A 12687-nucleotide genomic window follows, 5' to 3' on the forward strand; every position below is an offset into this window, starting at 1 on the left:
CTCCTTTTTAAGCATTTGCGCTTTTCGCGTGTATTACACAAACCTGCCGTGGTCGGGAATGGCGATTTCATCAAAGCGGCGGACAAGCGTATCCAATGCGCCGCTTAACTCTTCTCCTTCCATTGGCAGACCATGGCCGGTTACCGCTATGGCTGGATGGAGTGCCTGAAGTGTTTCTACCGACGTGCGGGCTTTTTCCCAATCCGTCGTTAAATAGCGCGGCGGTCCGCTGATTTCTTTTTCCTGCATCATCACTTTAAATAAAGATTCTTGTTTGACGGTCACAAATGCATCTCCAGCAACTAACAGCCGGTCCTGCTCATGAAAAAATGAAACATGGCCAGGTGTATGTCCAGGTGTGTGCACCCATTTCCAGCCTTCCATGAAAGGAACGCTTTCGTCTTCTGGCAAAGGTTGTACGCTTGTTCCAACGTCAATACCTTCATTTGGAAACATGCGCGACATTTTGGCAACGAGTCCGCCTTCGACACTGTTATCGGGCTCGGGATAATCTTTTTTGCCAGTGAGATACGGTAATTCTTGTTCATGTGCATAAACAGGGACGTTCCAAGCATCAATAAGTTCTTCCAGCGCACCAACGTGGTCAAAATGGCCGTGTGTTAACACGATTGCTTGCGGCTTGTGATCCTCTCCGAAGTGCTCTTTGGCAGTTGCTTGAATAATATCAGCAGAAGCCGGCATGCCAGCATCTATTAATATCCACTCTTTTGAGCGGTTTGGAATCTCATAAAAACAAAGGTTCACGACTTGGTTCGTCAAGAAAAACAAATGCTTGGTTACGTCTTTTTCCATTCCGTTGGTAACAGATGTAACAGGCAGTAATGTATCGGTCATAATCATCTCCTCCAACAATCAAGATAGTATTACTGTTTGTAGGAATGCATGGAATTAATCGAAAGCAGAAAAATAAATAAATGCGCCAAACTGGCACAAAGTAAAAAAGAGACATACAAAGGAGAGTGGTAAAAATGATACGACGTACATGGAAAAAAGGCATCGGGGCACTGCTTGCGGTTTGTCTTCTGTTCGGTGCAGCCGGGTACGCAGAAGCAAATGAAATGCATGGGGAAGTTAGAAATGTTGAATTAACCGAAGAGCAAAAAGAAGCACTTGCAGATTTGCACAAAGATATCATCGAAAAGAAAAAAGTGCTGATCGACAAATACGTAGAATATGGAATGATTCCAGAAGACAAACAGGAAAAGATAAAAGCTCATTTGGATGACCGATACAATCGTCTGTTAGAAAATAATTTTCAGCCGCTGCGTGTACGAAAGCATGGCTGAATGAAAAGCGAGCACGGCCGTTTGACGGTTGTGCCCGCTTTTTTTTAAAAGATAGGTAAAGCTATAAAAGTTCGGCGCCTTCATGGTCCAGAAAAAGCGCCTGCTCGCTCGAGGTTCCTTCGGTCCGTCCATGGAAAGCAAAAGTCAGCTTTCCATAAGCCGGCCCTCCAGGACTTGTCGCTCGTGAGTACGGCGCTTGCGCTTTTCGTTAGTCATCATATGAAATGACGATAATTTCTCCTGTTTGTGCATCCACTTCTACTTCAGCTTCGCCGCGTTCGGTATGAAGTTCTACTTCATAATAGAACATGCCATCATCTTCATCTCGTTCGATTTCATCAATAGTACCGCCGACTTCGTTTAGAGCAATTTGTTTTGCTTCTTCTATACTGATAGCAAACCGGCTTTGCAAAGAAGAACTTTCGTTTGCATCATCAGTCGATGACGTCTCGTTTTGGCTGTTTTGATCGGTTTCCCTTTGTTTGCTGGTGCGTATTTTTTCTTTTTCATCGAGTTTTAATACGTCGCCGCTGGCTGCATCAAGTTTTAATTCATATTTATATTCTTCACCGACGATCTCCATTTCATAGACGTCTTTTCCATTTTCACGTTCACGTTCAATTTCTGTCACTTCTCCAGGATATTGTGTTTGAATCTGTTGTTTTGCTTCTTCTACATTCAAATTGCTGCCGCTTTGATGTGCATCGTCCGCGGAAGCAGAAAACTGCTGCACACCAACCGCCACGAGTCCGAGTACCGTCACACAAGCCGTTGCAATAACAAATTTTTTCATGGGGAGCTCCTCCTTTATTGTGTACAGCTTCATCATACCCGTGCGAGATGAAAAGCTTCTTAAACGAAGATTAACATTTGATGAGAAAATCATAAAAAACGGATTATTTTGGGAGGTCGATAATAAATGATGTGCCGTTAGGCGGTTCGCTTTCAATTGAAATAGTCCCTTGATGCGCATGAATGATTGCCCATGCGATGGAAAGGCCTAGGCCAGTGCCGCCGGTAGTGCGGCTGCGTGCTTTATCCAAGCGGTAAAAGCGGTCAAAAATTTTGGGCTGTTCTTCTTTTGGAATGCCTGGTCCGTGATCGTCCACCGACAGCTCGATGTTCGTATCACCTTCCATTACCCGAACGGTCACGTCACTATCGCTGTATTTTAACGCATTATCGAGCAAAATGTATATTACTTGTTTTAATTTTTCTTTATCCCCATGATAAAGAAGAGAGTCTTCACGGCTTTGTACGGTGATATGACGCTCATACGAACGAGAAAACGAGGTAACAGCAGTTCTTGCCATAGCAATGACATCAAAAGTTTCTCGTTCCATCGCTCCGGTGGATTCGTCTTTAGCAAGCATCAGCATCTGTTCGGTGATTTTTTTCATGCGCTCACTTTCTGATAATATCGCTTGTATCGCTTCTGCCATAACGTCTGGTTTGCTCGTTCCCCAGCGTTTTAACAACCGTGTATAGCTGTCAATAATAGACAACGGTGTTTTCAGTTCATGGGAAGCGTCTGACACGAAGTGTTGCTGTTTTTCAAAGTTTTCTTCCAAGCGGTCAATCATACGGTTAAATGTTGCATTCATTTCATATATCTCATCTTTAGACATATCTTCGATGTTTATTTTTTTCAATTCACCGCGCTGTTCAATGTCTTGCATAGTACGGGCAGTAGATCGGATAGGCCGCAAAAATAATTCACTCAATAACCGCCCGCCCAGGAAAGTTGGCAGCAAAATAAATAACGAAGCCAAAAACAAGACGAGCTGCAGCGTTTCCATGTTATTTTCCAATGCTTCGAAATGTTCGCTTACCTCAAGTGTGACCACCTGCCCGTCACTCCAAATGACTGGCTCGTATATAATGCCAAATCGTTCCCCTTCATCGGTTTGAACGAGACTGGCTTGTGCTTCTGTGGTGAATGTATAAGAGATTAATGAGGGGAAGCGGTTTTCTTTTGTCAATGTAAAAAGTGTCGTTTCATCCCTTGTAATTACCCGGATCATCCCATTAGAGGGTAAATAGGCATTTAAAAGATTTTCCACATCAACATGTTCATCTGTTTGGTGCAGAGCCTCAACTAACGCATTCGTTTGTGTTTGCAGTCTGTTTAACTCTGAGTCAGAAGAAACTTGGTTAAAGAGAACATAAATAGCTGTGTTCGCAGCCATTAATACGAAAAACATAGCAATGGCCGCATACAGCTGCATTTTTGTTTTAATTTTCATGTTATGTACCTTTCATTTGATAGCCGACGCCGCGAACCGTATGAATTAAGGGAGTAGAAAAACCGGTGTCGATTTTTTTGCGCAAGTAGCGAATATACACGTCAACAACATTTGTATCACCTGCATAATCAAAACCCCAAACACTTTCAAGCAGCTGATCACGGGTTAACACTTGATTTTTATTTCGTAAAAAATATACTAAAAGGTCAAATTCACGCGGGGTGACTTCAATGTGCCTGTCTTCGCGTATAATGTCACGCGTGTTGACATGGACGGTCAACGTGTCGATTGTCAGTACTTCCACCTTTGCTGAGTGGGCTGTATTTGCAGTATTTGTGCGAAGCTGGGCACGAATGCGTGCGAGCAGCTCCTCGGTTTCAAACGGTTTTGTTACATAGTCGTTGGCACCAAGGTCAAGGCCGCTGACTTTATCGGACACTTCATCTTTAGCGGTCAGCATAATAACTGGCGTATGTTGATGGCGGCGGCGAAAACGGCGGAGGATTTCCATTCCGCTCATTTCGGGAAGCATCACATCTAAAAGCAGCAAATCATATGAACCAGTTAGCGCTTCTTCTAAGCCATCTTTTCCGTTGTATGCAGCCTGAACGGCATACCCTTCATATTCAAGCTCAAGCGTTAACACACGAGCCAGTTTTTCTTCGTCTTCGATAACGAGAATGGTGTGTTCTGGCATCTTTCTCCCCCTTATAGTGAATACAATTGTTACCCATATCTTACAAGAAATTCATTTGCTTGAGTATGGAAAAACAAAAGCAGGAAAGGAGTTTTTTCTAACGAATAGAAATAGAGGATGTTATCCTTTCATGGATAATACAGATTGACAGCCGCTGTATAAGGGGCATTACTTCATTGTGTTGGAAAGGAAGGTTGTTATGGCACAGACCACATCCAAACCAGCCTTAGGTTTTATCGGTTCTCTTTTGTTATTTATTTGGGGGATCTATCGTTTGTCGACCATTACCTATGATTCCTATGTGTGGCTCATTCCGCTTCTATTTACCGCTGCAGGTGCAATAGGCATTGTGTCCAATACCATCTATTACCGGCGTGCCAAACGGTCAAAGGCATTTGAGGCTCCGCCGAAATAAATATGTCATGCGAGGCTGGCCCAAATCTAAAACAGGTTACTCCAAAGCCAGACAACAAGATTTGAAAGTATAGGCCAAGCGTCATCAACATACGGAGACTCCCTGCAGGACGTCGGCTGAGACCAGCCGCATCGTGCGCCGATGCCGACACTAGCACGTCCTGTGCGTCAAAGCACGAGCTGAAGGTTCGCTTGGTAATGGGATTTTCTTTACCAAGTTAAAGCTGTGCCTGCGGAACGCGCAGGATGTTGACGGAGCTATGATAGAAATGGCTAGGATAGACAAATAATCCGAACTGATTTTGATAAATCGTTCGGATTCTTTCGTCGTTCGTATTCTTATGTCCCAGCTTTTTTTAATAGAAAAGTGTACATATTTGGAGGTTTTATTGTCTGGCACAAACGCCTGCTTGCTTGAGGTTCCTGCGGTTCATCCTTGAAGGGCGTGTATGCTTTTTGAAAAATTAATAATAAATATAGAGTTTAACAATATATTAATACGGATAAATAGAAAAAGAATCGACTGGAGACATTCGGATTGTGTTCGGCATGGCAGGTGCACGACACCATCTCTGTGATAATATCGGTCACATAAGAAAAGGATGAAAGCAGAGCACAAGGAAAAAGATACAGGCATCCTTGTCAATTTTGTGACAACGGTGCCTTTTTCCACGTGCGAGCAACAGGATGAAAAGCTTGATTTTTGCGTTGTTCATTGGAATGTACTTCCAGTAACCTAGAGATTTTCCCATACTTTTTTACACAAATGTAGTGATATTTCATGAAAGGTATATAGTGAACTGGTGGCGGTTGTGATATAATTCTGGAAGTCAACTAAATAAAGGTGTTTTTTCTGTAATTTTTATTTTAAGAAAGTAAATAGAAGGTAAACAAGTATAAAGAAAGATGTTCTAGTTTCGTTAGTAGCTAGGAGGGCTTGAACATGAAAAAAGTCATTACGTATGGAACATTTGATTTACTGCATTGGGGTCATATTAATATATTAAAGCGCGCGAAAGCGTTAGGAGATTATCTCATTGTGGCGATCTCCACTGATGAATTTAACGAACTAAAAAATAAAAAAGCATATTATCCTTATGAGCAACGAAAAATGATTTTAGAAGCGGTTCGCTATGTAGATGAAGTAATACCAGAGAAAAAGTGGGAACAGAAAGTGGAAGATATTGTTCACCACAATGTGGACACGCTCGTCATGGGAGATGACTGGGAAGGCAAGTTTGATTACTTGAAGCCGTACTGTGAAGTCGTTTATCTGCCGAGAACGGCAAATATCTCCACGACAAAAATAAAGCAAGAACTGCTTCTTGCCAATGCGTATTAAAGAAAAGAGGGTGCTGCTCTCTTTTTCTTTTTTGTTTCTCGGAAAAAAAACGTATATAATAGACCAAGCAGTATTGCTGTTACGATTCTCTATAGCAGAAGGGTATTGAATGTATATGCTGAAACGTTGGAAAAAATGGAAAAAGAAATGGAAGAAAAGAACGAAAAAAAAATGGAATAAGCTAAGGAAATCGAAAAAAATGCGCCGTTTTTACCGTAATATCTCTATGATCGCCGGGCGTTTGCCAAAAAAGAAAAATATTATTGTGTTTGAGAGTTTTTTGGGCAAACAATACAGCTGCAACCCGCGGGCTGTTTATGAAACGCTAAAACAACAAGATAGAAATTATATTTACTACTGGAGCATTGACCACCGCTTTAAATCACGTTTTGATGAGCACGGTGTACAAACCATTACCCGGTTTACGCTGAAATGGTTTATTGTCATGATGCGGGCGAAATACTGGGTGTTTAACAGCCGGCTGCCAAAATGGATCGCCAAGCCGAATGACACCGTGTATTTACAGACATGGCACGGTACACCGCTCAAAAAACTGGCGCTTGATATGGATGAAGTGTATATGCCGGGAACGACAACTGATATGTATAAGCGCAATTTTGTAGCAGAAGCGAGCCGCTGGGATTATCTCGTATCACCAAACCACTATTCATCGGAGATATTTGAACGGGCATTTGATTTTAATCAGCAGCTTTTAGAGACGGGATATCCGAGAAATGATTATTTGTTTCATTATACAGAGGAAGATGCGGCAAGAATAAAAGAGAGGCTCGGTATTCCGGAAGGCAAAAAAGTGGTGCTGTATGCGCCGACTTGGCGTGACAATGAGTATCACTTTATTGGAAAATATAAATTTGCCGTACAGATGGATATGGACAAAATGTATCAAGAGCTCGGAGATGACTATGTGGTTGTGTTCCGTCTCCATTATCTTGTTTCTGATAAATTGGATTTAAGCGGATATGAAGGGTTTGCAGTGGATGGCTCGAATTATCCTGATATCCGGGATTTATATATTATCGGTGATATATTAATGACTGATTATTCGTCGGTCATGTTTGACTACGGTGTTCTCAAGCGCCCAATGATTTTTTATGTCTATGATATCGAAAACTACCGCGACCAGCTGAGAGGCTTTTATTTTGATTTTGAAAAGGAAGCACCAGGTCCGCTGGTAACGACAACGGACGAAATCATTCAAGAAATCAAACAAGCCGATACAATTCGAAGCCGCTACAAAGACCACATTGACTGGTTTGAACAAACATTTCATTCTTTAGAGGATGGAAAGGCCTCAGAACGTGTGATCAGCCGCGTGTTTGACAGGACGGAAGCATAAAAGAAGGTATAACAATGAAATCTGTTGTAACGATAATCAAAGAATTATGGGAGAGCATGTATTTAATTAACCGCCTTGCTCTGTATGAAATAAAAATAAAACACAATAACAATTATTTGGGGCCGTTGTGGGAACTGATTACACCAGTGTTTTTCATTGCGATTTATTGGTTTGTTTTTGGATATGGAATCCGTGATAACGAAGCAGTGGATGGTGTGCCATTTTTCAGTTGGATGACAGCAGGAATTACGATCTGGTTTTTTGTCCAGCCTGCTGTCACACAAGGGTCCAAAGCTATCTATACGAAAGTGCGCATGGTATCGAAAATGAGCTTTCCAACGAGTGTCATTCCGGCCTACGTTGTCATATCGAAATTGTACCCGCATTTGTTTTTATTGTTTATTATTATGATTTATATGCAATTTGCTGGTCACCCGGTGAATATGTATTATGTACAGTTTCCGTATTTTATTTTCAGCATGATTATGCTTGTGATTGCATTTGTGCTGATTTCTTCCACCATCACAACAGTTATTCGTGATGCACAGATGTTTATTCAGTCAACAATACGTGTATTCTTATATTTAACACCGTTTTTATGGGTAACAAATGTATTGCCGGAGCGCATCCACGCATTGATGCAGCTAAACCCGTTATATTATTTAGTAGAAGGCTACCGAGCTGCCTTTTTTGGAGAGTCATGGTATTTGCTCGAACACGGGTGGTATACGCTCTATTTTTGGGGGCTTGTCGGTGTGCTGTTTGTAATCGGATCCGTACTGCATGTGCGCTTTCGCCGTCACTTTATTGACTTTTTATAATGATGTATCACTTTTTCCGGGCGTAAATTAAAAACGGATGTGATAAAATGCCTAAAGCAATTATTGCAAAAAATGTAACGAAAAAGTTTAAACTGTATCACAACCAGTCAGAACGTCTAAAAGACTTGCTGCTTCCCAAAAGTTTCGGCGAGGAATTCTATGCGCTGCGCGATGTCTCGTTTGAAGCGGAAAAAGGGGATATTATCGGGCTGGTAGGAGTAAATGGTTCGGGGAAATCAACATTGTCTAATATCCTGAGCGGTATCGTCCCGCAAACGAGTGGCGATATTATCATTAATGGTGAAACAGCAATTATTGATGTTTCCGCTGGTTTAAACAACAAGCTGACAGGGCGGGAAAATATTGAATTAAAATGTTTAATGCTCGGATTTACCAAAAGACAAATCCGTGATATGGAACAAGATATCATTGAATTTGCGGAGTTGGAAAAATTTATTGACCAGCCGGTAAAGTCCTACTCCAAAGGGATGAAATCACGGCTTGGTTTTGCCATCAGTGTGAACATCGACCCTGATATTTTTATTGTTGATGAAGCATTATCGGTTGGTGACAAAGCGTTTGCTAAAAAATGTTTGGAAAAAATGAAAGAGTTCAAGCAGCGCGGCAAAACGATGTTTTTTGTCAGCCACTCAATTGCCCAAATGCGCGAGTTCTGCAATAAAATTTTGTGGCTTGAATTTGGAGAAACCAAAGCATTTGGCAATACTGATAAAGTGCTTGGTGAATACGAAGCGTTTTTAAAGAAATATAATAAATGGTCAAAAAAAGAACGGCAAGCTTTCCGACAAAAAGGGTTTGCCAAGCAAAGCAAAGAAAAAGCACTGGTATAGCCAGTTAGAACAGGCTGCTGAAGGGTTTCCCTTTAGCAGCTTTTTTTGTGCGGAGCGGCAGCGGCTTTGTTCCAAATACGGCAAGAGAATGTGTGCTGCGAATAATGTAAACTTATATAATGTGTAAGTTGACATATTTTTAGAATTCGTTTACATTTTCTATAGACATCAAACAAGGGGGGAGCTTTGATCATGAAAACCACATCGATGCTCTATGCAGCAATGTTTGCTGCTGTTATTGGCGTATTAGGGCTGATGCCGCCGATACCACTTCCATTTACACCGGTTCCAGTTACGGCACAAACTCTTGGTGTCATGCTTGCCGGTTCATTGCTCGGGGCAAAGCTAGGTGGAGGAAGTGTGCTGCTGTTTGTGGCGCTTGTTGCTGTCGGAATGCCGCTGTTGGCCGGTGGACGCGGCGGATTAGGCATCTTATTAGGGCCAAGCGGCGGATATGTTTTATCATGGCCGATTGCTGCATTTGTGATTGGCTGGCTGATAGAAAAAACAAAGCCCGCTTTGTATGCGTGGAAAGCTGTTGCGGTTAATTGCATCGGGGGAATACTGATTATTCATAGTATTGGCATTATTTATTTAGCTTTTGTAGCAAACCTTCCCCTATATCAAGCGGCGCTTTCTTCATTAGGTTTTTTACCTGGTGATACAGCCAAAGCAGTTGGATCGGGCTTGCTTACGGTCAAGTTGGCGCGCAGCCATCCGTTTTTAGTAAAAAGTCAGCAATCACGTTTAGAAAAGACAAAACGAGCAGGATAGAAAGGGAGGCGGTAACATGTCAGTTGCCGATTCATTCACAAAACGTGCGAACGCGCATCCGAAGAAAACCGCGCTGATAACAGCGGCAGAAACTGTTACATATGGCGAGCTGCATCAATACACTAGTGATATTGCAGCAGCATTGCTGCAGGAAAGAAAACCACAACAAGCACAAACATATTATCCTCCGAAAGCAGCTCTTCTTTTGCCAAACGGAGTAGAGTTTGTTTCATTGGCAGTTGGGGCTGCGAAAGCAGGATGGCTGACTGTGACGCTTGATAGAAAATGGTCGTTGAAAGAATGTCAGGCGATATTGCAGCAAACACAGCCAGATATCCTGTTTGTGGACAAAGCATGGGAAGCGTTAAAAGATACAAGCGCGGCAGAAAAAGTTATTGTAGTCGAGAACCGCGCGTCTTTGGACCAGTGGCTTTTAACATGTGAAGACAGTGATGCAGCATTTCCGGAAGTGAGCGATGATACACTGTTTTATATGGGGTTTACTTCAGGCACAACCGGTTTGCCGAAAGGATTTCTCCGCCATCACTTGTCATGGAAAGAAAGCTTTCGGGAAGCGGATAAAGAGCTGGAGCTTACAGCCGAAGACGTTATTGCTGTGCCGGGGCCGCTCGTACATTCTCTGTTTCTATTTGCTGTGTTTCATGCACTGCACGTTGGTGCGGTGTGCATTCTTGAAGAACGTTTCAGTGCGAAAGCGGTATTGCAGCGTACGTCCAAACAATACATAACAGTGTTATACGGTGTGCCGACGATGTTTGAAGCAATGGCAAGACAGACAAGTGAACATGATTACAGCCATTCGCTTCGCATGTGTATTATTTCAGGAGCGAAAATGAGAGGTGCACGCAAAACCGTGTTTCAGCAAGTTTGGCCTCATGCAGAGTGGAAAGAATTTTACGGCAGCTCGGAGCTGAGCTTTATTAGCATTTTGCATGAAAAAGACCAGCATAAAAGCAGTACTGCACTCGGTTATCCATTTTCTAATGTTGATGTGCTGGTTCAAAATGAAGCAGGCGAACAGGCACAGCCAGGAGAAATTGGCGAGTTGTATGTGAAAAGTCCGATGGTGTTTTCAGGTTATTACCAACATCCATTTACGGAAAAAGAAGCATTTGTGCCATCAGGAGATCTTGTAAAGCAGGACAAAGATGGATTTTTGCATCTTGCCGGGCGCAAAAAAAACATGATCGTAACCGGCGGTTTAAATGTGTATCCCGAAGAAGTAGAAAATGTGTTAAAAAAGCATCCATTGCTCGTAGATGTATGTGTTGCAGGGGTGGAAAACGATTATTGGGGAGAAGCTTGCGCAGCGATGATGGTTGTCAAACAAGATGCGGCACGTTCGAACGATGACATCAAGCGTGACGTACAAACGTTTTGCAAACGTGAACTTGCCGCCTATAAATGTCCTCGCCACTTTGTTATCACAGATGCATTGCCGCTGACCACAAGTGGAAAACCGAAAAGAAAAATCATTCAAGAACAGTTGAAAGCCTGTGTAGAAAGGCAGGGACAGCCGTCATGAATACACCTTTTATCGTATGGGCAAAACGAACCCCTGTCGGGAAAATCGATGGCATCTTAAAGCAGACTGCCCCAGAATCGATGGCAGCTGTACTGATGAAGCAATTAATAGAAGACTCAAAGATTGAACCTGCAGATATTGATGATGTGATTTTGGGAAACGTGGTGGGTCCAGGAGGAAACATAGCCAGGCTTTCGTTATTAACAGCTGGCATTCCAGTGTCTGTCCCAGGAGTAACCGTGGACAGGCAGTGCGGTTCAGGACTTGAAGCAATTCATCTGGCAGCACGGATGATTCAAGCGGGAGCGGGAGATATCTATATTGCAGGCGGCACAGAGAGCACAAGTTTGGCACCGTGGAAAATGGAAAAACCAAAAAACCTGCACAAAGGCACGCCTAAACTCTATGAACGAGCGCGTTTTTCTCCAGATTTTATTGGAGATCCGAGCATGGGAGAAGCGGCGGAAAATGTCGCACAGCAATACGGCATCACACGCAAAGAACAAGATCAGTTTGCAGTGGACAGCCACAGGAAAGCTGCTGCTGCGGAGGAACAAGGCGTATTTGCCGGAGAAATAGCAGCGGTGCCTGGTGTCAAAAGCGACCGCGATGAATGTGTGCGAAAACGGACAACCATGAAGTTGCTGCAGCGCCTGCCTGCTTTATTTAGAGAAGACGGCACCGTCACAGCAGGTAACTCTTGCCCGGTGAATGACGGTGCATCCGTCGTTTTGATGATGTCAAAACAAAAAGCAGAGCGGCTAGGCTTGAAACCTATCGCAGAAGTGGTCGATACGGCTATTGCCGGAGTAGACCCTAATATATTAGGCATTGGTCCCGTGCCGGCGGTGCAAACGTGTTTAAGAAGAAACGGTTTAACGATGGATGACATCGACGTAATGGAATTTAATGAAGCATTTGCTTCGCAAGTACTTGCTTCGTTATATGAATTACGTATGCCGCTTGCTAAAGTAAACGTCAGCGGGGGAGGCATTGCCCTTGGCCATCCGTACGGAGCAAGCGGTGCCATCATCACAACACGATTGATGACAGAAATGGTGCATCGCTGCGCAACATGGGGGATAGCGACAATGGGGATTGGCGGCGGAATGGGGATTGCTGTTCTTTTTAAACGTATTGCTCACGATGGATAGGAATATTCATCATCTTTTCATCCGTGTGAGCCACCTGTCTTCTTACAAATAGAGAACAGGCGGCTTTTTGTTTTTCAGCATAGACAAAAATAAAGGTATAAATAAAATGTTGACGCCTATGACCAGAAATTCACAGCAATCTGAGTTTTTTCTAATACGAGTAAAAGTCTGGGCAGTT

Annotated in this window: 13 protein-coding genes; 9 read left to right on the top strand and 4 right to left on the bottom strand. The window is 43.0% G+C overall.

Translation table 11 applies throughout. The features are described from left to right. Positions 1-33: 33 nt before the first annotated feature. Positions 34-855 carry an MBL fold metallo-hydrolase gene (locus tag BLT18_RS09565; RefSeq protein ID WP_175487452.1) on the bottom strand — a complete coding sequence of 274 codons (822 nt, stop codon included), beginning with the start codon at positions 853-855 and terminating at the stop codon, positions 34-36. A gap of 134 nt (positions 856-989) precedes the next feature. Between BLT18_RS09565 and BLT18_RS09570 the strand changes: the two genes are divergently transcribed. Further along, the gene (locus BLT18_RS09570; RefSeq protein WP_091273425.1) at positions 990-1307 is read left to right on the top strand and encodes a YckD family protein; all 318 of its coding nucleotides are present in this window, start codon (positions 990-992) and stop codon (positions 1305-1307) included. Between the two features lie 208 nt (positions 1308-1515). On the opposite strand, the gene BLT18_RS09575 is transcribed toward BLT18_RS09570, so the two are convergent. The 3 genes from BLT18_RS09575 to BLT18_RS09585 all read right to left on the bottom strand — a co-directional run bounded on the left by BLT18_RS09575 (position 1516) and on the right by BLT18_RS09585 (position 4250). Next, a complete protein-coding gene (locus BLT18_RS09575) occupies positions 1516-2100 on the bottom strand; it encodes a PepSY domain-containing protein (RefSeq protein ID WP_175487453.1) in 585 nt (194 codons plus the stop codon). A 103-nt stretch (positions 2101-2203) separates the two neighbouring features. After that, entirely contained in the window at positions 2204-3553 is a 1350-nt protein-coding gene (locus tag BLT18_RS09580; protein ID WP_091273428.1) for a sensor histidine kinase, read from the bottom strand. 1 nt (position 3554) lies between these two features. Continuing rightward, complete coding sequence (locus BLT18_RS09585) at positions 3555-4250, bottom strand: response regulator transcription factor (RefSeq protein WP_091273429.1); 696 nt, start codon at positions 4248-4250, stop codon at positions 3555-3557. A 199-nt stretch (positions 4251-4449) separates the two neighbouring features. Between BLT18_RS09585 and BLT18_RS09590 the strand changes: the two genes are divergently transcribed. The 8 genes from BLT18_RS09590 (at position 4450) to BLT18_RS09625 (ending at position 12509) form a co-directional block, all read left to right on the top strand. Further along, positions 4450-4665 carry a hypothetical protein gene (locus BLT18_RS09590; RefSeq protein WP_091273430.1) on the top strand — a complete coding sequence of 72 codons (216 nt, stop codon included), beginning with the start codon at positions 4450-4452 and terminating at the stop codon, positions 4663-4665. 942 nt (positions 4666-5607) lie between these two features. Continuing rightward, complete coding sequence (tagD, locus tag BLT18_RS09595; RefSeq protein WP_091273432.1) at positions 5608-6006, top strand: glycerol-3-phosphate cytidylyltransferase; 399 nt, start codon at positions 5608-5610, stop codon at positions 6004-6006. 109 nt (positions 6007-6115) lie between these two features. Further along, a complete protein-coding gene (locus tag BLT18_RS09600; RefSeq protein ID WP_245705233.1) occupies positions 6116-7363 on the top strand; it encodes a CDP-glycerol glycerophosphotransferase family protein in 1248 nt (415 codons plus the stop codon). A 14-nt stretch (positions 7364-7377) separates the two neighbouring features. Beyond that, positions 7378-8184 carry an ABC transporter permease gene (locus BLT18_RS09605; protein ID WP_091273434.1) on the top strand — a complete coding sequence of 269 codons (807 nt, stop codon included), beginning with the start codon at positions 7378-7380 and terminating at the stop codon, positions 8182-8184. Positions 8185-8231: 47 nt separating this feature from the next. Further along, positions 8232-9035 (top strand): teichoic acids export ABC transporter ATP-binding subunit TagH, encoded by an 804-nt coding sequence (tagH, locus tag BLT18_RS09610; RefSeq protein WP_091273435.1) that lies wholly within the window; start codon positions 8232-8234, stop codon positions 9033-9035. Between the two features lie 192 nt (positions 9036-9227). Then, a complete protein-coding gene (locus BLT18_RS09615) occupies positions 9228-9809 on the top strand; it encodes a biotin transporter BioY (RefSeq protein WP_091273437.1) in 582 nt (193 codons plus the stop codon). A gap of 16 nt (positions 9810-9825) precedes the next feature. After that, positions 9826-11355, top strand: coding sequence for an AMP-binding protein (locus BLT18_RS09620; RefSeq protein ID WP_091273439.1), 1530 nt, complete (start codon positions 9826-9828; stop codon positions 11353-11355). Further along, positions 11352-12509 (top strand): thiolase family protein, encoded by a 1158-nt coding sequence (locus BLT18_RS09625; protein WP_091273440.1) that lies wholly within the window; start codon positions 11352-11354, stop codon positions 12507-12509. The genes BLT18_RS09620 and BLT18_RS09625 overlap by 4 nt, the downstream gene beginning before the upstream one ends. The last annotated feature ends 178 nt before the right edge of the window (positions 12510-12687 follow it).

It is taken from the genome of Alteribacillus persepolensis, from assembly GCF_900099605.1.
In the GTDB taxonomy this organism is placed as follows: domain Bacteria; phylum Bacillota; class Bacilli; order Bacillales; family Marinococcaceae; genus Alteribacillus; species Alteribacillus persepolensis.

Excerpts from the sequence above, each read along its gene's own strand:
- BLT18_RS09565 (WP_175487452.1), bottom strand. The coding sequence starts at position 855 with ATGACCGATACATTACTGCCTGTTACATCTGTTACCAACGGAATGGAA.
- BLT18_RS09570 (WP_091273425.1), top strand. The coding sequence starts at position 990 with ATGATACGACGTACATGGAAAAAAGGCATCGGGGCACTGCTTGCGGTT.
- BLT18_RS09575 (WP_175487453.1), bottom strand. The coding sequence starts at position 2,100 with ATGAAAAAATTTGTTATTGCAACGGCTTGTGTGACGGTACTCGGACTC.
- BLT18_RS09580 (WP_091273428.1), bottom strand. The coding sequence starts at position 3,553 with ATGAAAATTAAAACAAAAATGCAGCTGTATGCGGCCATTGCTATGTTT.
- BLT18_RS09585 (WP_091273429.1), bottom strand. The coding sequence starts at position 4,250 with ATGCCAGAACACACCATTCTCGTTATCGAAGACGAAGAAAAACTGGCT.
- BLT18_RS09590 (WP_091273430.1), top strand. The coding sequence starts at position 4,450 with ATGGCACAGACCACATCCAAACCAGCCTTAGGTTTTATCGGTTCTCTT.
- tagD (WP_091273432.1), top strand. The coding sequence starts at position 5,608 with ATGAAAAAAGTCATTACGTATGGAACATTTGATTTACTGCATTGGGGT.
- BLT18_RS09600 (WP_245705233.1), top strand. The coding sequence starts at position 6,116 with ATGTATATGCTGAAACGTTGGAAAAAATGGAAAAAGAAATGGAAGAAA.
- BLT18_RS09605 (WP_091273434.1), top strand. The coding sequence starts at position 7,378 with ATGAAATCTGTTGTAACGATAATCAAAGAATTATGGGAGAGCATGTAT.
- tagH (WP_091273435.1), top strand. The coding sequence starts at position 8,232 with ATGCCTAAAGCAATTATTGCAAAAAATGTAACGAAAAAGTTTAAACTG.
- BLT18_RS09615 (WP_091273437.1), top strand. The coding sequence starts at position 9,228 with ATGAAAACCACATCGATGCTCTATGCAGCAATGTTTGCTGCTGTTATT.
- BLT18_RS09620 (WP_091273439.1), top strand. The coding sequence starts at position 9,826 with ATGTCAGTTGCCGATTCATTCACAAAACGTGCGAACGCGCATCCGAAG.
- BLT18_RS09625 (WP_091273440.1), top strand. The coding sequence starts at position 11,352 with ATGAATACACCTTTTATCGTATGGGCAAAACGAACCCCTGTCGGGAAA.